Origin of the sequence: Clostridium acidisoli DSM 12555 (assembly GCF_900176305.1) — a bacterium.
Taxonomy (GTDB): Bacteria; Bacillota; Clostridia; order Clostridiales; family Clostridiaceae; genus Clostridium_I; species Clostridium_I acidisoli.
This window is the reverse complement of record NZ_FWXH01000002.1, coordinates 781,806-802,704: the sequence shown is the minus strand read 5'-3', so window position 1 is coordinate 802,704 and position 20,899 is coordinate 781,806. Positions and strand designations below refer to the sequence as shown.

General features: G+C 28.8%; 30 protein-coding genes. 27 read left to right on the top strand and 3 right to left on the bottom strand.

Annotation, left to right across the window (positions count from 1 at the left end):
- The first annotated feature begins 3 nt into the window (after window positions 1-3).
- The 6 genes from B8978_RS03980 (at window position 4) to B8978_RS03955 (ending at window position 4,609) form a co-directional block, all read left to right on the top strand.
- Window positions 4-1,554 (top strand): DEAD/DEAH box helicase family protein, encoded by a 1,551-nt coding sequence (locus B8978_RS03980; RefSeq protein ID WP_084113999.1) that lies wholly within the window; start codon window positions 4-6, stop codon window positions 1,552-1,554.
- Between the two features lie 539 nt (window positions 1,555-2,093).
- The gene (locus B8978_RS03975) at window positions 2,094-2,843 is read left to right on the top strand and encodes a hypothetical protein (RefSeq protein WP_084113997.1); all 750 of its coding nucleotides are present in this window, start codon (window positions 2,094-2,096) and stop codon (window positions 2,841-2,843) included.
- A 120-nt stretch (window positions 2,844-2,963) separates the two neighbouring features.
- Window positions 2,964-3,530, top strand: coding sequence for a GIY-YIG nuclease family protein (locus tag B8978_RS03970; RefSeq protein WP_139795959.1), 567 nt, complete (start codon window positions 2,964-2,966; stop codon window positions 3,528-3,530).
- Window positions 3,531-3,651: 121 nt separating this feature from the next.
- Window positions 3,652-3,909: a DUF5659 domain-containing protein gene (locus tag B8978_RS03965; protein WP_084113995.1), complete on the top strand. Its 258-nt coding sequence runs from the start codon at window positions 3,652-3,654 to the stop codon at window positions 3,907-3,909.
- Between the two features lie 10 nt (window positions 3,910-3,919).
- On the top strand, window positions 3,920-4,258 hold the full coding sequence (locus tag B8978_RS03960; RefSeq protein WP_084113993.1) for a hypothetical protein: 339 nt from the start codon (window positions 3,920-3,922) through the stop codon (window positions 4,256-4,258).
- Window positions 4,259-4,276: 18 nt separating this feature from the next.
- Entirely contained in the window at window positions 4,277-4,609 is a 333-nt protein-coding gene (locus B8978_RS03955) for a hypothetical protein (protein ID WP_084113991.1), read from the top strand.
- 438 nt (window positions 4,610-5,047) lie between these two features.
- Here the strand turns inward: B8978_RS03955 and B8978_RS20360 are convergent, their stop codons facing one another.
- Complete coding sequence (locus tag B8978_RS20360; RefSeq protein WP_278326767.1) at window positions 5,048-5,173, bottom strand: hypothetical protein; 126 nt, start codon at window positions 5,171-5,173, stop codon at window positions 5,048-5,050.
- 358 nt (window positions 5,174-5,531) lie between these two features.
- Between B8978_RS20360 and B8978_RS03950 the strand changes: the two genes are divergently transcribed.
- The 4 genes from B8978_RS03950 (at window position 5,532) to B8978_RS03935 (ending at window position 6,589) form a co-directional block, all read left to right on the top strand.
- Window positions 5,532-5,774 carry a hypothetical protein gene (locus B8978_RS03950; protein WP_084113989.1) on the top strand — a complete coding sequence of 81 codons (243 nt, stop codon included), beginning with the start codon at window positions 5,532-5,534 and terminating at the stop codon, window positions 5,772-5,774.
- Window positions 5,775-5,821: 47 nt separating this feature from the next.
- Window positions 5,822-6,055: a hypothetical protein gene (locus B8978_RS03945; protein WP_084113987.1), complete on the top strand. Its 234-nt coding sequence runs from the start codon at window positions 5,822-5,824 to the stop codon at window positions 6,053-6,055.
- Between the two features lie 33 nt (window positions 6,056-6,088).
- Entirely contained in the window at window positions 6,089-6,289 is a 201-nt protein-coding gene (locus tag B8978_RS03940) for a hypothetical protein (RefSeq protein WP_084113985.1), read from the top strand.
- Between the two features lie 120 nt (window positions 6,290-6,409).
- Window positions 6,410-6,589: a hypothetical protein gene (locus B8978_RS03935; protein WP_084113983.1), complete on the top strand. Its 180-nt coding sequence runs from the start codon at window positions 6,410-6,412 to the stop codon at window positions 6,587-6,589.
- 3 nt (window positions 6,590-6,592) lie between these two features.
- Here the strand turns inward: B8978_RS03935 and B8978_RS03930 are convergent, their stop codons facing one another.
- The gene (locus B8978_RS03930) at window positions 6,593-6,964 is read right to left on the bottom strand and encodes a hypothetical protein (RefSeq protein ID WP_084113969.1); all 372 of its coding nucleotides are present in this window, start codon (window positions 6,962-6,964) and stop codon (window positions 6,593-6,595) included.
- A 5-nt stretch (window positions 6,965-6,969) separates the two neighbouring features.
- Window positions 6,970-7,398: a hypothetical protein gene (locus B8978_RS03925; protein ID WP_084113968.1), complete on the bottom strand. Its 429-nt coding sequence runs from the start codon at window positions 7,396-7,398 to the stop codon at window positions 6,970-6,972.
- Window positions 7,399-7,537: 139 nt separating this feature from the next.
- On the opposite strand from B8978_RS03925, the gene B8978_RS03920 reads away from it, so the two are divergent.
- The 17 genes from B8978_RS03920 to B8978_RS03850 all read left to right on the top strand — a co-directional run bounded on the left by B8978_RS03920 (window position 7,538) and on the right by B8978_RS03850 (window position 20,898).
- A complete protein-coding gene (locus tag B8978_RS03920; protein WP_084113967.1) occupies window positions 7,538-8,110 on the top strand; it encodes a hypothetical protein in 573 nt (190 codons plus the stop codon).
- Window positions 8,111-8,195: 85 nt separating this feature from the next.
- Window positions 8,196-8,324 carry a hypothetical protein gene (locus B8978_RS20355; protein WP_278326766.1) on the top strand — a complete coding sequence of 43 codons (129 nt, stop codon included), beginning with the start codon at window positions 8,196-8,198 and terminating at the stop codon, window positions 8,322-8,324.
- A 60-nt stretch (window positions 8,325-8,384) separates the two neighbouring features.
- The gene (locus tag B8978_RS19715; RefSeq protein ID WP_176212601.1) at window positions 8,385-8,528 is read left to right on the top strand and encodes a hypothetical protein; all 144 of its coding nucleotides are present in this window, start codon (window positions 8,385-8,387) and stop codon (window positions 8,526-8,528) included.
- Between the two features lie 23 nt (window positions 8,529-8,551).
- Window positions 8,552-8,974 carry an HNH endonuclease signature motif containing protein gene (locus B8978_RS03915; protein ID WP_176212600.1) on the top strand — a complete coding sequence of 141 codons (423 nt, stop codon included), beginning with the start codon at window positions 8,552-8,554 and terminating at the stop codon, window positions 8,972-8,974.
- A 137-nt stretch (window positions 8,975-9,111) separates the two neighbouring features.
- Window positions 9,112-9,603, top strand: coding sequence for a phage terminase small subunit P27 family (locus tag B8978_RS03910; RefSeq protein ID WP_084113965.1), 492 nt, complete (start codon window positions 9,112-9,114; stop codon window positions 9,601-9,603).
- Window positions 9,600-11,279 (top strand): terminase large subunit, encoded by a 1,680-nt coding sequence (locus B8978_RS03905; protein WP_084113964.1) that lies wholly within the window; start codon window positions 9,600-9,602, stop codon window positions 11,277-11,279. Before B8978_RS03910 ends, B8978_RS03905 begins: the two co-directional genes overlap by 4 nt.
- A gap of 11 nt (window positions 11,280-11,290) precedes the next feature.
- Complete coding sequence (locus tag B8978_RS03900) at window positions 11,291-11,497, top strand: hypothetical protein (RefSeq protein ID WP_084113963.1); 207 nt, start codon at window positions 11,291-11,293, stop codon at window positions 11,495-11,497.
- Window positions 11,497-12,750 carry a phage portal protein gene (locus B8978_RS03895; RefSeq protein WP_084113962.1) on the top strand — a complete coding sequence of 418 codons (1,254 nt, stop codon included), beginning with the start codon at window positions 11,497-11,499 and terminating at the stop codon, window positions 12,748-12,750. The genes B8978_RS03900 and B8978_RS03895 overlap by 1 nt, the downstream gene beginning before the upstream one ends.
- 1 nt (window position 12,751) lies before the next feature.
- The gene (locus B8978_RS03890) at window positions 12,752-13,027 is read left to right on the top strand and encodes a head-tail connector protein (RefSeq protein ID WP_084113961.1); all 276 of its coding nucleotides are present in this window, start codon (window positions 12,752-12,754) and stop codon (window positions 13,025-13,027) included.
- A 14-nt stretch (window positions 13,028-13,041) separates the two neighbouring features.
- Window positions 13,042-13,653 carry an HK97 family phage prohead protease gene (locus B8978_RS03885; protein ID WP_084113960.1) on the top strand — a complete coding sequence of 204 codons (612 nt, stop codon included), beginning with the start codon at window positions 13,042-13,044 and terminating at the stop codon, window positions 13,651-13,653.
- A 54-nt stretch (window positions 13,654-13,707) separates the two neighbouring features.
- Window positions 13,708-14,808, top strand: coding sequence for a phage major capsid protein (locus B8978_RS03880; RefSeq protein WP_084113959.1), 1,101 nt, complete (start codon window positions 13,708-13,710; stop codon window positions 14,806-14,808).
- Between the two features lie 53 nt (window positions 14,809-14,861).
- Entirely contained in the window at window positions 14,862-15,230 is a 369-nt protein-coding gene (locus tag B8978_RS03875) for a phage head closure protein (RefSeq protein ID WP_084113958.1), read from the top strand.
- A gap of 1 nt (window position 15,231) precedes the next feature.
- Complete coding sequence (locus B8978_RS03870) at window positions 15,232-15,591, top strand: HK97-gp10 family putative phage morphogenesis protein (protein WP_084113957.1); 360 nt, start codon at window positions 15,232-15,234, stop codon at window positions 15,589-15,591.
- Complete coding sequence (locus B8978_RS03865) at window positions 15,575-15,961, top strand: prohead protease (protein WP_242950472.1); 387 nt, start codon at window positions 15,575-15,577, stop codon at window positions 15,959-15,961. Before B8978_RS03870 ends, B8978_RS03865 begins: the two co-directional genes overlap by 17 nt.
- Before the next feature lie 67 nt (window positions 15,962-16,028).
- Window positions 16,029-16,616: a major tail protein gene (locus B8978_RS03860; protein WP_084113956.1), complete on the top strand. Its 588-nt coding sequence runs from the start codon at window positions 16,029-16,031 to the stop codon at window positions 16,614-16,616.
- A gap of 68 nt (window positions 16,617-16,684) precedes the next feature.
- Window positions 16,685-17,032 (top strand): hypothetical protein, encoded by a 348-nt coding sequence (locus B8978_RS03855; RefSeq protein ID WP_084113955.1) that lies wholly within the window; start codon window positions 16,685-16,687, stop codon window positions 17,030-17,032.
- Between the two features lie 248 nt (window positions 17,033-17,280).
- Window positions 17,281-20,898, top strand: a complete 3,618-nt coding sequence (locus B8978_RS03850; protein WP_084113954.1) for a phage tail tape measure protein — start codon at window positions 17,281-17,283, stop codon at window positions 20,896-20,898.
- Window position 20,899: the final 1 nt, after the last annotated feature.

The following is a 20,899-nucleotide window of genomic DNA, read 5'->3' as shown; positions in this document are numbered from 1 at the left end:
ATTATGAGAAGTAAAAATATTAGTGAAATAGTAACATATGAAAAGATAAGAAAATGGAGTAAAGGTGATATTATAACTATAACAGCAGGTACTGGAATGGGAAAATCATATTTTATTAAAAATAAATTATATGCATTTGCTGAAAAAAATAAGAAGAGAATACTCATGCTAATACATAGAACTAATTGTGTAGACCAATTTAATAATGAAATAATTACAGCTAAAAAAGCAGATATAATAGATATAAAAACATACCAATATTTAGAAAGTTTATATAAGAATAATAGAAAATTTGATTTTTCAAAATATGAGTATATAGTTTGCGATGAATTCCACTATTTTATGTCGGATGCTAGATTTAATAAAACTACAGATATATCACTAGAGGTATTATTAAATCAAATGGATGTAGTCAAGATTTTTATGTCTGCTACAAGTGATGCTATGAAAACCTATATTAGAGAGAGAAAAGGAATGACAACAATTGATTATGAAATACCTATAAGTTATAATTTTATACAAAAATTAAAATTCTTTATGAAAGATGAAACTATGGAAAAATTTATGGAAGAGGCTATAGAAAGAGCAAAAGAAGGTAAGCAAGATAATAAGGGGATATTCTTCATCCAATCTGCGGAAAAAGCATATAATTTATACAAAAAATATGAAAAAAATTGTTTGTTTTGTTGTGGTAAAAGTGATAAACATTATAAATATGTTAATTCAGATAAAATAAAGAATATGCTTAAAAGTGAAAGATTTGAAGAACAATTTCTAATCACTACAACTTGTTTAGATGCAGGGGTAAACATTAAGGATGAAAATGTTAAGCATATCGTAATTGATAATAAAGATTTATACTCACTAATTCAGTGTATGGGAAGAAAAAGATTAGAAAATGATAGAGATAAAATTTACGTATATATAAAAGCAATTAACAATAAACAAATAGGGGGAATGGAAACACAAATAAAAAATAAGATTAAAATGGCTGATTTTTTGATGGAACATACTGTCAAAGAATTTATAGAAAAATTTCCTAGAGAGTATGACCATTCTAACATTGTTTATACTGATACGGTAGATGAAGAAGATAAAGGAACTTTTAAAGTAAATGATTTAATGTATGTAAAATGCAACAGAGATTTATGCGATATAGAATTTATGAAAATGAGGGGAAGGTTCGGATATTGTAAATATCTTGCTCATGAATTTGGTTTTCAAGATGAAGAAACAGGGGAATATCATTATAGTGTAGAAGATGAAGAATATGATGACAAATTAGAAGTTTATTTAAATAGTATTATTGGCTTAAAATTATATAAAAAAGAACAAAATGAATTGGCGATTATATCAAATATAAAAAGGAATGGAAAATTAATGAAAAGTCTTAATTCTATTAATTCATGTTTTGATGAAGAAGGAATTAAGTATCATATTATAGATTATACAGATTGGAAAAGGACATTAGAAAATGGTATAAAGAATATATATTATGGGAAAAAATACTGGGTAGTAAATTCACTTAATAATGTTTGCCAAGAAAAAGGGTGACAAGCTCTATAAATAGGCTCACATCTAAAAACTTGGCAAGAAAAAATAATGTAATAATAATTAAAATAATGATGAAAATAAATAAAAATTAATCATGCGAGTGAAAGGTTGTGGGGTCTGGGGAAGGAAAACTACTCGCAGCTTTTTTATTTTTAGATTTTACGGAAACTGGGTTATGACGTAAGGAATAACCTTAGTTGTAGTTAATTTAAAAATAAAAATGTTGGTTAGTTTTCCTTAATCCCCAGTATATTTTAAATAGTTAATAAAAAAATATAAATTAAAAATTATATGTATATATTGCGTTAATGCAATGTTATATAGTTCAAGTGTGAAATTAATAGATAAGATCATTTAATATAATGGTCTTATTTTTTTGTGCTAAAAATGGATTAGTTACCTATAAATATTTACTTTTAATTATAAAAAGTAGGAATACGCCTGTATGCTTCGTACCTCGCATACGGCTACAAGTGGAAGATATGAAATGTATTTTTCAATATTAATAAAAAATTTAAATAAAATGGAGGAATTATATTATGGAAAAAATTAATCAAAAACAAAAAGAATTAGGAAATGAAATATCTAGTAAACTAACTGAGATATTAGGTAAGAAAGTGGAAATTGGATTTGTACTTGGAGAAGATAAGGGGTTTATTTTCGATATTTTTGATGACAAATATGACTACAAAAAAATTCGGCTAAATTATCTTAAAGATATAGAAATTAATTTATATATTTCTTATATATTAGATGCACTAAAACAAGAAAAATATGAAATACATGAGCCTACAGCAGAAGAAAGATATGTAATTGATATATTAGAAGAAACTGGAGTTGAGAATCTATATATAATAGATGGAATTTTATGTAATGTCGCAAGTGAATATGAGATTGATTTGTCCTGTGTAGATGCATTAAGTTATAACAGACCTGAATGTAATATTTATATTACCAGTGATGAAGAACAATTTTATGTCGACTTAGTAAATGAAAAAATAGAAGTGCTTGGAGAAGATATATCTGATGATGAAGTGGAAACTATAACTCCAGAATTTTTACAGAAAGTTTCTGAAGCTTGGAACAGTTTAAATTATTGGTGTTCACTGGAATTTGACGATAATTTCATATACTTATATGATAAGGAACATAATAAGAAAACAAAATTATTAGCTATTGATGATATAGAGTTAATAAAATTTAAAAATAATGAAATAGATATAGATTTTGATGAAGATGAGAATGGATTTGATTGTTTAAGTATCAATAAATATGGAGTAACAATGTAACTAATATTAAAAATTAAGGACTGTACACAAAAATGTGTATGGTCTTTTTTATACAAAAAATATTTCTGAATAAAACACATATAAAGAATAGTGTCGATAAAAATTGAGGAGGAATTTATTATGAAAATTATAAGTGGAATTTACAAAATTGAGGATTTTAAAACAGGAAATGTTTATGTAGGAAGTGCAGATCAAGATAATGGAATCAAGAAAAGGTGGAGCAATCATTTAACACATTTAAGGAATGGAGAGCATTACTATAAAGAATTACAAGAACCATACAAAATAGATAAGAATAGAATTAAGTGGGAAATATTAGAGGAATGTGGTGATGATGAACTTCAAGAAAGAGAAAATTATTGGATATATTATTGTAGTTTAGTAGATGGATGGACTGTAATAAATAAACAAAAAAATGCTGTTAGAAAGAGTAAAGTTAAGGATAAAAGTAAAATGATAAAAGCTCAAACTGGAGAAAATAACGGACATTGTACAAAATTAACTAAAGAAAATGTATTTCAAATTTTGAATATGGTTAAAAAAGGAATAGATAGAGAAAAAATAGCAGCCAAATTTGATATTTATCCAAGTTATATAAGCAGATTTGGAAAAGACAGATGGGTTAAGGCTTATAAAGAATGGAAAGAAAAAGAGATTGTAACATCTGCAAATGTACAACCTCACTAATTCTTTTGCAATAGCAAAAAACATATTAAACTAATCAATTACATTATAAACAAAATTATAAAAAATATACAAGGGTATGCTTAAATAAGTGTACCCTTTGTTTAGATTGGAGGATAGAGAAATGGAAGAATTAAAAGAGATTACAATTGTAAATAGAAATAAAATTGCTTGGCTTTATACAAATGTAATATTTGAAGAACGAGTAGAAAAAATTCACAGAAACGGATTAGAGCAGTATGCTTTTGTATTCATGGCTACAGATATAGTAAAAGAGTTGTTAACAGAATTTGATGAGAATATAGAACTAAAAAGATTCTGTAGTTGTTTTAAAAATATTGCTTTTACATTAAAAAAGTATAAAGAGCAGGAGGAGATATAGCGATTAAATTATGAGTAAAAAGAAACATAAATCTTTAAATAAAAAATATGATAGAGAAATATTAAAAGAATGCCATACAGATAATCTTAATGGGAAAACTCAAAAAGCAAAAGAGAATGGTAAAAGACTTATGCAATATTTTGATAATTTAGAATTAAATGATGGTGAATCTGAACATGAATGGTTTTGTGATGACGAAGAAAGACCATGCTCTGTGGCAAAATCTATAGAAGAAAGTTTAAAACAGAGACATGAATATAAAGATGGTAAACGTAAATTTAAATTCTTATTAGACTCTAATAAAATGTGGGCTAAATTATTAGACGATTTAATGGAAAATAAATTATAAAAAATGGGGGATATAATAATGAAGAAAATAGAAGAATATTTTAGTAATGAATTAAATAAAGATGGAATGTACTTCCAAAAAGATTTGTTTTTATGCGATATGTTGACTGAATTAGAGAAATCTAAAGTTTTAGCACCAAGGAATATTAACATGATAATGGAAATACTTGATAAAGAAATTGATATTTCAGATTATATTATGGTGAGTGCAAATGGAAACAATATCGGACTTGCAGATGAAGATTTAAAAAGTGATTTGAGTAAGTTATTAAAAGATGATATTTATAGTCTAAGTTTTGTTATTATGTATTTTATTGAGACAGCTTTTGATGTAGATTACGATGAAGAATAAGAAGACTATATAGATAGTATTAATACTAAATATTTAAAATATAAGTATAAGATTTAGATAAAATGGCTAGAATGTTAGTGCATGGTGATATATATATATATATAATATAAGGTTGGTCAAGGATAATAATTCCTTGATCAATTGTACAAAAGAGAATGATGTGTTAGTTTTTTCGTAGAGAAATGAGATTTAGTGTTCATATAAAAAAAGGAAAAGTCTAAGTTGCGGTGGACTTTTTTATTCTTGTGTAAAAGATGGTTTGGTTACATATAGTATATTACAAATAATTATAATGACATTCTTAAATTTACAAACAAACTTATTGTAAATACACCCATGTGGATGTATAATGTATATAATGTAGAGTTTTGTAGACAATGTAGATATGATATCTAGTTGTTCATCAAAATAAAATAGTGTATATAAAAGTGGCGGCTTCTATATGCACAAAATAAATTTTACTATTAAGGTAATGATGAGAGCTTTTAAAACGTCTTTTGCAAATGAGCAAATGAATTTTAAAAGTTCTTTTTCATTTGGTTTTAAGTCATGTATATTAGCCATAGTGTCACCTCCTCATCAAAATGTATTAAAGAGGAGATAATTAGATATTTTTATTGAAGATTAAGAAAAGCATATAACACCTCCTAAAACTCCCATGAACAACTAGAAAAATCATTAATTCAAGTATATCTAAACTAAAATATTTATGCAATTAATAAATTTCTTATAAAATGTAATTTTACACAATAATATAATAAATATGTTTAAAATAATCTATATTTCATCTATTTTCAATTGTGAAATTTTTGTTGGATTTTGGAAGGAATACAAATAGATTTTTGTTTTAGAAAAATAAAGGATATTGTTACCTTTTGTAGAATATATACGTAAATATGTTTTATAAAAGGGAGTATGTGTGATGGATAAGATAATTGATATTGAAAAACGATACAGTAAAGAATTAGAAGATATTAGATATATTCTTCAGAATTTAGAAAATGGGAGATATTACGAAAATACTAATGTAAGAATGGATGGGTATTTATCAACTAATATCACAAAATTAAAAGAAGAATTAAATGATTTATTAAATAAAATAGAATATAATAAAGAGTCAGAACATGAAAAATTAGCTGAGGCAATTAAGGATATACAATTATAAATAATATATATTGGATAATTTTAAAGATAAATGATGAGGTGATTCATATGTGGTTTATTAAAGTTGAATTTTGGGATGAATTTCAAGTGTTAATAAAGAAATATGATAATGAAACAGAAGTAATTAAAAAAATTAAAATTATAAAAGCGTCTGAAGAGTTTTGTAAACAAGGTAAGGGTGTTTCATTTTATAATGTAACAACAATAAATAATAAGTTTATGAAAAAAATAGAAAAATACCTAAATGATGAAAATTATTGCCAATATAATTTAAAAAAATAAAATGCATTTTATTTTTTAAAGAAGGTGCTATTAATGAAGTTTGGTATGAGAAAACCATCATTGAAAAAGAGTGTTAAAGCTAGAACTACTGGAAAATTGAAGAGAGCGGTTAAGAAAAGTATTAATCCTTTGTACGGTAAAAAGGGTATGGGATTAATTAATAATCCTAAGAAGGCTATACATAATAAAATTTATAAGAAAACAACATTTAGTTTCTGGGATTTGTTTAAGTAGATGAAGATAAAAAGGTAAAAGGACTTGTAGAGATACAGGTCTTTTTTTATTGGATAAAAGAATATTCGTAAGTAAATTATAATAATATTTATTAAAGTAATTTTAGAAAAGAGGCTTATAATGGAATATAATAATGAAGAAATAAAAGAGATAAAATTAAAACTAAATATTATTGAACAGCAAAATAATAATATTCTAAAACAAATAGAAGGTATTTCAGCAGCTCTATTAAATAAAAACAACACTAAAAATTATAATAAAGCTGTTGAAAAGTTTCTGGAAACTTTTATAAATAATTAATTTCTAGAATTTATCATTCATAAAATTAGAAATAACATCGTCTACGTTAGGATATTGTTTTTTTACTAAGTTTAAAAGTCTAAGAAGTTCATCCTGATACAATAAATCATTATCTATATAATTAATAATTTCTGTATCTCTAGAGTCTATAGTTGGAAAAACTATTAAGTATAACTCCTCATTATCTTCATCATTTACTAAGATAAAATAACCATCATTTATTTTAGTAAAAAATGAATTTTTATTCATAGGAGATATGTTAAATTCATTATAAACTTTGTTACATAATTGAGGTAATGAATCCAAATAGTTCCATTTAAGAATGCTTAATTTTGTTCTTTCAATTAGTTTATTTATTACAGCTTTAATATCCATTTTTATTAATCCTCCCTTTTGTTAAAACGACCTATTAAATAATCTAATTTATAACAAACTTTATCAAAATTTATTTTATTAAAATCTTTATGTAAATATATTTTAATGAAATATATTTTTATTAATTCATAGTTTGAAAATAGAATTTTATATAGGTTTTCAAATTTATAAATGTCTTCTAGAATATCATGAATTATTGTTTTAGTTTTAATATCATCTTCAAGAATACTAACTTTGTAAACCTTAAATTTATTAACAAATTTATCCTTATTATTATTGTAATCTTTTGAAATAGAAATCGATTTAACTGTTTTAGCAATACTATTAGATTTATATATTAAATAAATAGATAATAACAGACCAATTATACTTGAAATAGAAGTTAAAAACAAGAAATAAGGATATTTATTCAAATTATCAATAAATGTATACAAATATAAATCCACCACCCTTATACCTTATTTTATCATTATATACAAAAATAAGACAAGTAGTATTTAATTATTTTATATATTTTTATATTTATAAAGTTTTACCTTGATATATCGAATATTTGTGTATTGAGGTGGTAGTATGAAAAAGCCAAATAAAAATATTTACGATAAGGTAATGGATGAATTTAATTCAGATAATATTACTGAAGCCGACAAAAGTTATAGTAATATTAAAAAGATATATGATGAGATAAAGGAATTTTATAAAAATAAAATTAATAATGAAGAAATGAATATAAAATTTGAAAAGATACGAATTGAAGAAAAATTGGGGAAATACAGCACAGACATCACTGAATTTGGAGTTTCGTATTTTATTGTGATTTTTGGCAATATATTTTATTTTATGATTCAAGATATTTTTCAATATTGGAGTTTTAATAGAACAATAAATTTTGCATTGAATTTTGTTACTTTAGCAATATTTCTAGTTGTTACAATGAAAAGTATTGGAAAAGATTTAAAAAAAGAAAGTCCCAAAGGATTGATGCTTAATATATCTTTGAAAGTTCTTGATGAATTAGAAAATGAAATTAATGAAATGAATAAATTAAGTTCTCAAAAAGTAGAAGATACACTAGATGAACAAGTTAAGATAGATAATATATCAAATGATGTTAAGCAAATAAGAGAATTTTTGGGGATTAAATAATTGAAAATAATCAGGTGATTTAAGAAGTAACTCTTTTTTTGCCAGATGTTTAATGGTACAATATATCATAAGAGGTGATATTTGTATGACTAATAAAGGTGAAAAACTAAAGATAATAGGTGGAATAATTAGTTCTATAGGTAGTCTGTTACTGCTGTTGCCTATGCTGGCGATTATTATATTAATTATTGTTGCTATTATTCAAGCAATGTAGAAGCTTTTATAGCTTCTTTTTTTATGTCTAAAAATAAATATTAAAGAATGGTGAATATTAATGGGAATATTATTAGCAATACTTATTGTTATTACTGTAGGATATGTTATAGATGCTGGAATTGAAGGATGTATGCAAGTCTTATCTGCCATGGATGATACACAATTAAAAGAATGTATTACAAGATATAAGAAAGGTATATAGTAATGCCAGTATTTAGGAAGTGTATGGAGTGTGGCGAGAAAGTATTAGAAGGTACACTATGCAAGTGTGAACAAGATAAGAGAAAGAAGAATTATAAAGACTATAAGATAAGACGTATGAAGGATGAACAGGAAAGGAAGAGACAACGGTTCTATAACAGTAAGGGATGGATAGTACTGAGTGAATCTATTAAGAGACATTATTTAGGCTTATGTGTAGTATGTTGGCATAAAGGTAAAACAGAGGAGAGTAAGTATACCCATCACATTGTTGAGTTAAAGGATGATATGGACTTGGCATTAGTAGAGGATAACCTAGTATCCTTGTGTCCATACTGTCATGGTAGAGTACATGTTGAGTATGATAAAGGTGATAAAGATAAGAAGAAAATGCAAACTATCTTACATATACTGGTAAAAGAATTTGATGATGAATATGGATTGTAAAAAAGGTATACGGGGGAGGAAGCGAAAATTTTTAGGCAGTGCCAAAAGGTCTGTGGCAATCCTTCGGTTGGAAATATATCCGTTTTGAGCTATTTTGAGACATATCTAAAAGAATAAAAATTGGAGGTGAATAGATTATGGCAAAAAGTGCAAAACCATTAGCAACTAATAACACACATTTTACAAAAAAAGAAATTGAAGAACGCAAAGAGCAGGAAGAAAAACTAAAAGGAAATGATAATTTAGTTTATTCACTTCCTGCTGGACTTACAACTAAAAAAGAAAAAGATTTATATAATTATTTGGTCACAGAATTAAAAGCAAGTGGTATTTTAAATAATTTAGATGTAGAAATTTTATCACAAACTGTAGCTTCTATAATACATATGCGAGAAGCAAATAAATTAATTAAACAACATGGATTAGTTCTTTATAGGGAAGATGGAAGTGGGCAGAAGAACCCAGCGGTACAAGTTTACAAAGATTATCAACAAATATTTTATCAATGTTGTATGCAATTAGGTCTCTCGCCAGCAAGCCGTGCGAAATTATCAGTCATTAATATGAACGATAAGATAACTAAAGAAGACCCATTGTTAAAAGCCTTAAAAGGTGATGATACTGAATGATACTTTTAGATAAAGCATTAAAATACTGTGAAGATGTTTTAAATGGGACAGAAGATACTACATTTGAGGTCAAACAACAGTGTAAAATATTTATGGATAATTATAATATAAATCAATATAAAGAAGGTTTTGAATTTTGTTTTAGTAAAGAAAAATTGCAAATAATAAATAATCTTTTGAAGCTGCTTAATTATGCAACAGGATTTATAGTAGGTAAAAATGTATTAGAAGGTTTGGTAGGTTTCCAAGCCTTATTTTTATGTGCTATTTTTGGTTGGAGATATAAGAATGACTTAAACAAGATGATGTATAGGGATGTTGTACTTTTTATTCCTAGAAAAAATGCGAAGACTTTTATAACAGCAATAGTTTTTATATTACAACTTTTAACAGAACAAAATTTCAGCGAATTTTATTCTATATGCATAGATAGAGATTTAGCGAAAGAACTTAGAAAAGCAATGGCACAAATAATAAGTGCCAGTCCTGCAATTGCCAAGCATTTTGTAGTAAGTGAATCTGAAATAGGAATTATCAAATGTAAATTGACTAATAGCTTCTATTTTCCTAGGACATCTAAAGCAAACAAAAACAACTCAATCAGACCTTGTTGCGTTTGTGTGGATGAAATGGGAGCATTTGTGACCAATGATAATATACAAGCTATGCGTAAGGGGCAACTATCGGTAAAGAATCCAATTATGGTAAGAACCACAACAGCATATAGTGAATCTGATTCTATTATGCTGGAAGAATTGGACTATGACAGAGCAGTTTTAAATGGAACTGTAAAAAATCCAAGGCTATTTTGTTTACTATATTATGCAGACAGAGATGAAGCATGGGAAGATTCAGCAATTTATAAGGCTAATCCATTGCGAGTGGAAGAAAATTATAAAGAAATAAAATCCGATAGAGACATAGCAAAAATAAAGACAAAAGAACAAGAGGAATTTTTAACCAAGAATCTTAATATTTTCTTGGAAACGAATGAGTTGAATAAATACATAGACATAAGTTGTTGGAAGAAGTGTAGAGTTGATAATATTGATTTTGCCAAAAGGTCTGTAGTGGTATCAATAGATTTATCTGTGACCACAGATTTAACAGCTGTCGCCATAATGTATAAAGAAAATAATATAATTTATTGTATGTCACATGGTTTTTTGCCTGAAGATAACTTAGATAAAAGGCGAGAAAATATAGATTATAGAACATATGAGAGGGCTGGATGGTGCGATATACATAAGGGAATGACAGTAAGTTATACACTTGTGGAAGAATATATAAGAAATATTGAAGATAAATATAATTGTACTATAGAAAGTATAGTAACAGATCCGATGAATGCAAAAGAAATGGTGGAAAGGCTTGAGAAGGACTTTGATGTAGTTAAATTAAAACAAACTTATACATTATTAAGTCCAGCAACCAAGGAATTTAGAAAGAAAGTTTATGACGGTGAAGTTAAATATTTGGAAAATGAATTACTTGATTGGAATATGAGCAATGCTATTACAACCGTAGGAAAATCTGATGATGAAATGTTGGCAAAAGCTGATAAAAATAAACAAAGAATTGATTTGGTTGCGGTTTTAGTATTTTGTTATACAGAATTACTAGGGGAAGATACTAGTTATGATGCTTTAGGTGAATTAGATAAATTAGATTGGTAGGTGATAAATTAATGAAAGAAAAACTAAATAAATTGCTTAAAAAGACTGTTTTTAATGATATTTTTGTCATGGAAATAGTCTTTTTAATTGGTATGTTTGTTATTGTTTTTACTAATTTCCGTGTAAATTTGTATTTTGGATTGTATTTTTTAGGTGTAATATTTATCGCTTATTCAATATTTTTATATAAATTTAGTAAGAAAAGAGGTGAGAAATAATGATTTTTGATAAATTAATTCAGGAAAAAAGAGATACAAGCGTAAATGTTAATGATTGGAATAATATTTATTCCTTTGAAAATGGATATGATGTTACACCAGTAAGTAAACAGTTAAAAGAGTCTACATATTATAGTTGTATTAGGATTATAAGCGAATCTATTGCCAAATGTCCTTTACAAGTAAAACAAGAGACAGATAAGGGGGAGATTGAAGCAACAGATCATTATTTATATGATTTGTTAAATTTACGTCCCAACGATTACATGAATGCAGTTACTGTAATTAAAACATTTGTTACGTTAGGAAAACATGAAGGAATAAGTGGTTTGTATATTGACAGACAAGGTAGTAAAGTAATTGGTTTATATCCAATTAAAATTGTAGGCATTATTGTAGATGATATTGGATTAATAAAGTCTGTAAAAAACAATAAAATATTATACGATTGGCAGGGGGTAAATGGAGAAACAGGGTCTTCATTTGATGCAGATATTATTGTTTTAAAAGATTTTACCTTGGATGGTATTAATACACGAGCAACTAGAACTATATTAAGAGAAAGTCTTGATACATCGCTAAAAAGCCAAAGTTATTTAAATAGTTTATTTGGAAATGGTTTAACTAATAAAATCGTAGTCCAATTAACCAGTGATATAAAAGAAGAAAAAGAGATCAGTAAAATACAAGCTAAATTTAATAGAATATATAGCAATAATAACCGTATATTTACAGTACCTGCTGGATATAATGTAAGTCCATTAAACCTTAGTCTCAGCGACGCTCAATTCACGGAATTACGATTGATGAGCAAAAAGGATATTGCAGGGGCAATGGGTGTACCCTTAACTTTTCTTGGTGAGATAAAAGAGAACGCCAAAAGTGAAGGACATGATATGTTAAATTTTTTAGTAAATACTTTACAAGTCCTTTTTACAGCAATTGAGCAAGAAATGAATTGGAAACTATTGACCAGTGCTGAAAGAACTAAAGGTTATAAAATTAAATTTGATATGAATGTATTATTAAAAATGGATAAGGCTACTGAAGCTACAGTTATCACTACATATGTTAAAAATGGTGTTTATAGTTTGAATTATGCTAAAAAGTTATTAGGATTACCATTATTAGGTAAAGACGTTACTACATTCCCAAGTGGACAGGTTACGTTGGAACAGATGATGAATGGTAATACATCCTACACGAACAATCCACCTCCAATCACACCGCAGCAACAGAAAGAAGGTGTTTAGCATGACTTTGGATTATTTAAAAAATCTGTTAAGAATTGATTTTACTGATGATGATAGTTATTTAGCGGATTTAATTGATATAGCACAAATTTACATAGATTTTTGTGTTGGTGAAGCTTATAAAACTGATGACAAAGCACTTAAATTAGCAGATATATTATTACAAAAATTTGTAACAGATATGAATACAAATCGAAGCACAACTATTTCAGAGAATATAAAGCAAGATAGAATTGTAACAACTACTTTGGATTTATTATCTAATTATATGGAGTAAAGGGGGTGATAATTGTGCAAATTGAAATAAGAAATGACAGTGTTACTATTAAAGGCTATGTCAATGCACTTGAAAGAGATAGCAGAGCATTACCAAGTCCACAAGGTAAATTTGTTGAACAAGTAAGAACTGGTACATGGAAAAATGCTATTGCTAAGAATGATGATATAGCCGTATTACTCAATCATGATTGGAATAAAAAACTAGGTTCTACTAAGGATAACTTGAAATTAAAGGAAGATAATATCGGACTTTATGCAGAGGCTAGGGTTTGTGATGCTGACGTGATTGAAAAAGCTAAAAACAATGAACTGTGTGGATGGTCTTTTGGATTTAAAGCTAATAAGCAATCTTGGGGGAAAACAGATAATGAAATGCAGAGGAGATATTTAGACGATATTGATTTGTTTGAAGTGTCTATATTAGATAATACTCGCACACCAGCTTATTATGGCACTAGCGTTGAAGCACGTGATAATGAGGAACTATGTATTGAGCAGAGATTTGTTCAGGACGATATTGAAGTTATTGATTTAGTTGAAAAGCTAGTTGATGAAGGTAGAGATGACAAAAGCACAGAACTAGCAAAACAATTAAGATTATTAGAATTGGAACTAGAATTATAGTTCTTTTTTTATACATAAAAATAAAAAATAAAATATAAAGGATGGTAATTATTAATGAGTAAATTAGAAGAATTAAGAGGACAGTTGGATGCTAAAAAAGTTGAAATAAGAGGATTTTTAGATGAGAAAAAGGCTGATGAAGCTGAAAAAGCTACAGTAGAAAAAAGAAATTTGGAAAAATTAATCACTATACAAGTTGAGCTTGATGCAGATGAAAAAAGAGATTTGGAAAGTCAAAAAAATAAAAAGAAAGAGGTTGATAAGACTATGGCAGAAGTAAGTGAAATGAGAGCAATAGTGAAGAAAATAATGGGACAAGAAACTACAGTTGAGGAGAGAGACGCAATAACTACCGCAGATAATTCAGCAGTATTGCCAAAAGAATTCATAAATAATTTAATGATATTACAAAAAGGTTATGGTTCTCTAAAATCATTATGCGATATAGTACCAGTACATAAGAATGAAGGTACAATCCCGGTAATAGATTTAGACCAAAACACAATGTCAGACGTACTCGAAGGTGCTGATATCGTCGATGGTACACTCGTTACTACAGATATACCATTTACAGTAAGTAAGGTTGGTTTGATTCAAACATTAACATCTGAATTACTAGATGACGCTGAAATTGAAATAGAATCTCTTGTAAATAGTAACTTTTTGAATATTGCCACTGTAAAAGAAAATGTAAAAATATTAAAAGTTCTTACAGACAATGCCACCGCAGTAGCAGGAACGCCAATAGATTACTCAGCAGTTGAAAATGCAATTGATTCTGCTTTACCATCTGTAAAATCTGGATTAGTTACTATTACAAATGTTGATGGTTATGTTGCTTTAAAGAATATGAAAGATAAACAGGGCAGGAATTTAAACCTTATAACAGTAGATGCAAATGGTGTTGAATATTTCCATTCTAAACCAATTGTATATGTGGAAGATACTCTTTTACCAATTGTAACAACGGATAAGACACAAATATTTTATATAGCTAATACAAAAGAAGCTATAAAATTCTGTGATAGAAATCAAGTAACAATTGCAAGAAGTACTGAAGCTGGATTCAATGATGACACTGTTAAAGTAAGAATACTTGAAAGATTTGGAGTTGTAAAAGGTTCTGTAAGAAGTATTAAACGTATCGAATACTAGAAATATGGCGGGCAAGCCCCCGTCTTTCTTATATTTTTAAGGTGGTGAAAAACATGGCTGATTTTAACATAGATACTGGTCGATTGAATAAAAGAATAACGTTACAAAAATTTACAGAACAAGAAACGGATGCTGATGGATTTCCAATTGCAGGCAGTGGCGGTTATGTGGATTTTAAAAAGGTTTGGGCAAATATAAATAATCTTTTTGGAAATGCCTACTTTGCGGCGAAAGCGGTAAATGAGGAAGATACAGTGAATTTTATAATTAGATATTCTTCTGATATTTCTGATATGGAAGAAAAGGACGGTTATAAGAAATACAAAATTGTTTATAAAAAGAAGACATATGATATATTTTTCGCTGATAATGTCGCATCGGCAAATACATGGTATAAGTTAAAAGCCAAGGCGGTGAATTAGAATGAACACTATAGAAGTAACTGGATTAGATAGCTTGATGAATGATTTTATTGAAATGACTATAACAACTGCTGACGAAAAAAGAGTAATGAAAAACGCTATCGAACCTGCTTATACAGAAATTGAAAAGAATGCCCCGACTAAAACAGAAAAATTAAAGAAAAATATTAAACAAACAGTTAAAAAGGTTGATTTTGCTACAGTTGGAGAGATTAAACTTAACCAATGGTATTCTATGTTTACAGAATATGGAACAAGTCAGTCTAAAGAACATATTGGTTGGTTTGAAAGATCGGTTGACAATAGTATGGTTGAAGTTATGGCTAAAATGGCAGAAGGACTATTTGAAAAAGCCATATAAAAGAGAGGTGGCAGTTATAGATAATATTGAAACATATACTAGAACACTTTTAATGGATAGTAGCATTATAAACTTAACAGTAGATAAAAAAGTGTATTTTCTTCATGCTGAAAATCCAACGCCAATGTATGTAGAATACGAGTTCTATAATGAAAATGGTGGATTATGGGAGGAAGGAAATGAAATTAGTACTTTTTATTATTTACAAGTAGATATATTTTCTTTAAGTACTCAAAACTATATACCATTAAAAAATTCTATTAAAAAAAAATTAACTGATAATGGATTTAATAGAATAAGTATTATATCTATATGGGAAGAGACAACAAAATTAAATCATTGTGCAATGAGATTTATTAAAACAAATTAGGACTATAAAATGTAGTTCTTTTTTTATACAAAAAAATTAAACAAAATTTGAAAGGTAGGTAATTTAAATGGCAAAAATTAATATTGATAGGCTATTTTTAGCAACAATAACAAAAGATGAATTAGGAAGCAACAATCTAACTTTTGCAACTCCAGAATATATCCCAGGAATTCAACAGTTTTCATCTAAGGCAAAAACAAATACAGGAAGTAATTATGAAGAGGGGAAACTTGTAGACCAAGATATAACTTTACAAGATTTAGAGATTTCCATAGATTTGGGACATTTTTCCAACCAGCAATATGCTAAGTATCTTGGGCACTCTATTGCCAGCACGGGAGGTGTTTTTTGTAAAGATACAGATGTTGCACCTTGGGTAAGTTTACTAGTTGAGTATACAAAAGCAGGCGGAGTTGAAAAGGGTTATCTTGTTCTATACAAAGGTAAATTAGTAGAACCAGATATTGATGTAAAACAAGCCGAAGGTAAAGTGGATTACCAAAATTCTACAGTTACAGCTACATTCCAACCTTTAACAAATAATGGTATGTATCAGTACATGGTAGAGACGGATGACCCAGATTGTCCAGAAGACATTGCAACTACATTCTTTGCAAGTGTAATTGTACCAACACCAAAAACAGTAACACCTTAGAAACAAAAGAGAGTAGAATTCAAACTTTACTCTCTTTTTTATTATAATAATTTGGAGGTTTGATAAAAATGAATATAGGGAAAGTACAAGAATATAAAATAGAAATTGGTGAAGAGATATTAACTTTTAGGTTTGACTTTGAAGCACTATGTAAATTTGAAGATAAATATGATAATTCACTGGAGATAGTAAATGAATATCTACAACAGAAAAAACAATATAGTAATTTAATAAAAATACTAAGTTGCTGTTGTGTAGAGAAAGATTTAACAGAAGAAGAATTAAAGAAAGCAATCAGTTTAGATTTTCCAACTATAAAACTTTTAGATGTAATTGGATATCAAATGTTGGTAGGAAGTTTGGATTTAGATAAAAAAGATGAAAATAAAAAGGAAACAAAAAGCAAAAAAAACTAACTAACCAATCTAAGGATTTAATTGACTTAGATTGGTTTTTTTATGTAGCAAAGACACATTTAAATTATAGCAGAAATGAATTTATGAAATCATGTCCCAAAGAGATTTTAGCATTATGGTTACAACATTGTAAATTTATGGGGTGGACTAAAAGTGAAAACAATAATCAAAATGATGATGATGACATAGAATTGACACCCGACCAATGCGTGTTCTTTAGAAAATAATTATGGAAAGGAGAGATAGACTTGGCAGATGAAACAAAAAGAGTAAGTGTCCAATACATATTAGATAGTTCAGGATTTAACGAAAGTCTTCAAGGCGTTAATGCAAATTTAAAGTTAAATAAAAGTGCCTTAAAAGACGCAGAAGTTGGAGTAAAAGCTTTTGGGGATTCAACTGGAAATTTACAAAAGGTACAAAGTGCATTAAAAGACACAATGCAAACAGCACAAGAAAAAGTTGATATATATTCTAAATCCATTGCAAAAACCACTACAACAATGGAAGAAAACATATTAAAAAGAGATCAGTTAAAAACTGCATTAGATATGGAAAAATCAAAACTAGAAGGTGCAACAAGTGCATATGGTAAAAACTCCGAAGTTGCTGAGAATGCAAAAACAAGAGTAGCTGAACTTACAGAGCAATACAACAATGTAGATAAAGCAGTTACACAAAATGCAAAAAGTATTGAAAGTTACACAACGAAAATGAACACAGCAAGTGCAGAAGCAAAGAATCTTGAGGGACAGCTGAATAAAACTACTAAAAACATAGCTGAAAGTCAAAGTGGTTGGCTAAATGCTGGAAAAAGCTTAGAATCAGGAAGTAAAAGCTTTAAAACTATTGGTAAATCTGCAAATGAAGCAGGGGATGCAATATTAAAAGTTACAGCTCCAGTAGTAGTAGGATTAGGACTTGCTACTAAATCCGCATCAGATTTTGAACATCAGATGGCTGATATAAAAAAAGAAGTTGCAGCCACAGGAATTCCAGTTTCACAAGTCAATTCTTTAATGGCAGAAATGTCAACATCATCATTGAAATGGTCGGAAGATTTTGGACAATCAACTGATGATATAAATCAAGGACTATTAACACTTGTTAAAGATGGTTACACCGCAGGCGAAGCTATGAGTACAATGAATACATCTTTACTTACTGCAAGAGGTTCAAATGAAGAATTAGGAACTACAGTAGATAAATTAGGAAGTTCTCTTGAAGCTTATGGAATGAAAACTAATGATGCAGCTACAACAACGGCAAATATGTCGCACATGGCTGATACATTTGCTTATACTGCTAATCATACAAAGGCAAGTATTTCGAGCCTGGGTGAAGCGTTTAGTATAGTTGGGCCCTTAGCTAGTCAATTAAAAATTCCAATGTCCCAAACAGCAGCAGCGATTGGGGAACTTCAGTCTAATGGTATAGATGCAAGTACAGCAGCAACAAGTTTACAAGCAGGATTGGTAAACTTAACGAAGCCTACAACTAAAATGCAAGCAGCCTTAAAAGAAATGAATTTCTCCGCTTTTGATAGTCAAGGTAAAATGAAAGACTTGACCACTATAATAGCAGAAATGTCACAGAGAACAGCAGGGTGGACAGATAAACAAAGAGAATCGGCTTATGCAACGATTTTTGGTAAAGAATCACTTGCTTCTTGGGGCATATTGATGCATAAAGGTAGTGATTATTTAAGCAATCTTTCGACTAATGCTAATAATGCCACAGGAGAAGTTCAACATTTATCCGATAGCATGAAAAATACATCACAAAATAATTTTAAAGAATTAGAAGAATCTGTACATGCTCTTGGAATTGCATTTGGACAAGATGTACTACCTATATTAACACCACTCGTCAAAGATGTAACAGGAGTAGTTAAAAGTTTTAGCGATTTAGATGATGGAACTAAAAAAACAATAATTGATGTAGTAGGATTAGCCACCGCCGCAGGATTAGGTTTAAAGGTTGTTGGCGGAGCAGCAGGAAGCATAAGTAACATTCTGGGATTAGCAGGTAAAATTTCAGGTGCAATAGGGAAAGCAACAGTTGCAACCGAAGCAGGAACAGCCGCAGCCACAGGAGCAGGAGAAGCAATTGCAGGAACAGCAGTAGCAGAGGGTGCAGGAGCAACCGCAACAGCAGGTCTTGGAGTTGCATTTGGAGCGGCTATATTACCTATTGCAGCAGTAGTAGGGGTAGTAGCAGCGGTAGGTGTTGGCAGTTATGCGTTATACAAACATATGACTAATGATGCCATTCCAACAGTGGATTTATTTAATAGTAAATATCAGGCCAGTGAAAAAGTGCTGAATAGTTACGGCGAAACGGTACAAAATACAGTAACAAAAACTATTAATTTTACAGATGCAACTAAAAAAAATGTTGGTGCATATATGCAGATGGACGACAATGTAAAAAAAACTATGACTGATATTTCTGTTAACAGTGATAATTTTACTAAACAAACTAAAACAAATGTAGTTGCACAATATACAGACATGGTAAGTAAGGTAAGTGGATTAAATGCCAATATGAAAGATAAGAATATAACAGATTTTACTAACATGGTAACTAATACAAGTACATTAACTACTAAAAATAAAAATGATATTGTTGCACAGTACACACAGATGGTAAGTAAAGTAGGCGGATTAACAGCACAACAGAAAGCTGATACTATTAAAAAGTTTACAGATACAATGACACAATCTGTTGGAATAACTAAAAGTGAAGCAGATAATGTTGTGGCTCAATTTACTGCTATGGGAACTAAAATTAAAGGTGGAATGGACACACAATATAATGATAGATTAACAAAGATGAAGGATTTTTTTGCTAAAAGTGACGTATTGAGTGTTGATGATGAACAAAAGATTTTAACAAATATGACCAATGATAATAATACTAAAAAAGCTAAAATTGATGGCTATGAAGCACAAATAGCTGCTATACAAGATAATGCAGTTGCACATCATAGAGATACAACGACACAGGAAAAAGCACAAATTAATGCAATACAAGATTCAATGCGAGTTACAGCTGTAAAAAGTTTATCGGATTCTGAAATTCAAAGCAAAGTAATTTTAGAGAGAATGAAAAGCTACGGTACATCTATTACGGAAGAAGAAGCTAGTTCAATTATCCAAAATGCTAATAGCCAAAGAGATAAAAGCATTAAAGCAGCGAATGACCAATGCGACCAAACTGTTGCGGAAATTACCTACGAAAGAGATGTAACGCATACAATTAATAAAGACCAAGCAGACAAATTAATAAAGAACGCTGAAAGTCAACGAGATCAAAGTGTAAAGGCTGCAAAGGAACAAAGAGACCAAGTGGTTGACCATTTAAGTAAAATGGATAGTGATGTTATTAGTAATATGAACACTGATACTGGTAAAATGTTAAACCCATGGCAAAAGTTAACTAAAAGCATAGGTGATGAATTTAATAAAATAGCTAAAAGTTGGAACGATTTAACATTTACGCAAAAGGTAGCAAAGGTTGTAGGAGCAGTTACTGGAAATACTGCTATTGGACAAAATGCAAGTGGAACTAATAACTTTCAAGGATATTTAACTACAATGCATGAGCGAGGTTACGAAGTTTATCAACCACCACAGGGCACTAAAATTTACAACCACGAAGCAAGTGAGGATATGGTTAAGAAGACAGCAGAAAGTGTTGCAGAAAAGGTTGCGTCTAAAATGGTTGCTAATAGCAATGGTGGAACAACAATGGCAGTTACTTTTGACCATGTTACTATAAATGGATATAGTGATTTACAAAAAGTTGCTAGAGATTTAAATAATATGAAAATCAATAATGCTAGTGGAATAGGAGGTAATTAGT

Bases quoted from the DNA above. Each gene is read 5' to 3' on its own strand.
- B8978_RS03980 (WP_084113999.1), top strand. From the start codon at position 4: ATGAGAAGTAAAAATATTAGTGAAATAGTAACATATGAAAAGATAAGA.
- B8978_RS03975 (WP_084113997.1), top strand. From the start codon at position 2,094: ATGGAAAAAATTAATCAAAAACAAAAAGAATTAGGAAATGAAATATCT.
- B8978_RS03970 (WP_139795959.1), top strand. From the start codon at position 2,964: ATGAAAATTATAAGTGGAATTTACAAAATTGAGGATTTTAAAACAGGA.
- B8978_RS03965 (WP_084113995.1), top strand. From the start codon at position 3,652: ATGGAAGAATTAAAAGAGATTACAATTGTAAATAGAAATAAAATTGCT.
- B8978_RS03960 (WP_084113993.1), top strand. From the start codon at position 3,920: ATGAGTAAAAAGAAACATAAATCTTTAAATAAAAAATATGATAGAGAA.
- B8978_RS03955 (WP_084113991.1), top strand. From the start codon at position 4,277: ATGAAGAAAATAGAAGAATATTTTAGTAATGAATTAAATAAAGATGGA.
- B8978_RS20360 (WP_278326767.1), bottom strand. From the start codon at position 5,173: ATGGCTAATATACATGACTTAAAACCAAATGAAAAAGAACTTTTAAAA.
- B8978_RS03950 (WP_084113989.1), top strand. From the start codon at position 5,532: ATGGATAAGATAATTGATATTGAAAAACGATACAGTAAAGAATTAGAA.
- B8978_RS03945 (WP_084113987.1), top strand. From the start codon at position 5,822: ATGTGGTTTATTAAAGTTGAATTTTGGGATGAATTTCAAGTGTTAATA.
- B8978_RS03940 (WP_084113985.1), top strand. From the start codon at position 6,089: ATGAAGTTTGGTATGAGAAAACCATCATTGAAAAAGAGTGTTAAAGCT.
- B8978_RS03935 (WP_084113983.1), top strand. From the start codon at position 6,410: ATGGAATATAATAATGAAGAAATAAAAGAGATAAAATTAAAACTAAAT.
- B8978_RS03930 (WP_084113969.1), bottom strand. From the start codon at position 6,964: ATGGATATTAAAGCTGTAATAAATAAACTAATTGAAAGAACAAAATTA.
- B8978_RS03920 (WP_084113967.1), top strand. From the start codon at position 7,538: ATGAAAAAGCCAAATAAAAATATTTACGATAAGGTAATGGATGAATTT.
- B8978_RS20355 (WP_278326766.1), top strand. From the start codon at position 8,196: ATGACTAATAAAGGTGAAAAACTAAAGATAATAGGTGGAATAATTAGT.
- B8978_RS19715 (WP_176212601.1), top strand. From the start codon at position 8,385: ATGGGAATATTATTAGCAATACTTATTGTTATTACTGTAGGATATGTT.
- B8978_RS03915 (WP_176212600.1), top strand. From the start codon at position 8,552: ATGGAGTGTGGCGAGAAAGTATTAGAAGGTACACTATGCAAGTGTGAA.
- B8978_RS03910 (WP_084113965.1), top strand. From the start codon at position 9,112: ATGGCAAAAAGTGCAAAACCATTAGCAACTAATAACACACATTTTACA.
- B8978_RS03905 (WP_084113964.1), top strand. From the start codon at position 9,600: ATGATACTTTTAGATAAAGCATTAAAATACTGTGAAGATGTTTTAAAT.
- B8978_RS03900 (WP_084113963.1), top strand. From the start codon at position 11,291: ATGAAAGAAAAACTAAATAAATTGCTTAAAAAGACTGTTTTTAATGAT.
- B8978_RS03895 (WP_084113962.1), top strand. From the start codon at position 11,497: ATGATTTTTGATAAATTAATTCAGGAAAAAAGAGATACAAGCGTAAAT.
- B8978_RS03890 (WP_084113961.1), top strand. From the start codon at position 12,752: ATGACTTTGGATTATTTAAAAAATCTGTTAAGAATTGATTTTACTGAT.
- B8978_RS03880 (WP_084113959.1), top strand. From the start codon at position 13,708: ATGAGTAAATTAGAAGAATTAAGAGGACAGTTGGATGCTAAAAAAGTT.
- B8978_RS03875 (WP_084113958.1), top strand. From the start codon at position 14,862: ATGGCTGATTTTAACATAGATACTGGTCGATTGAATAAAAGAATAACG.
- B8978_RS03870 (WP_084113957.1), top strand. From the start codon at position 15,232: ATGAACACTATAGAAGTAACTGGATTAGATAGCTTGATGAATGATTTT.
- B8978_RS03860 (WP_084113956.1), top strand. From the start codon at position 16,029: ATGGCAAAAATTAATATTGATAGGCTATTTTTAGCAACAATAACAAAA.
- B8978_RS03855 (WP_084113955.1), top strand. From the start codon at position 16,685: ATGAATATAGGGAAAGTACAAGAATATAAAATAGAAATTGGTGAAGAG.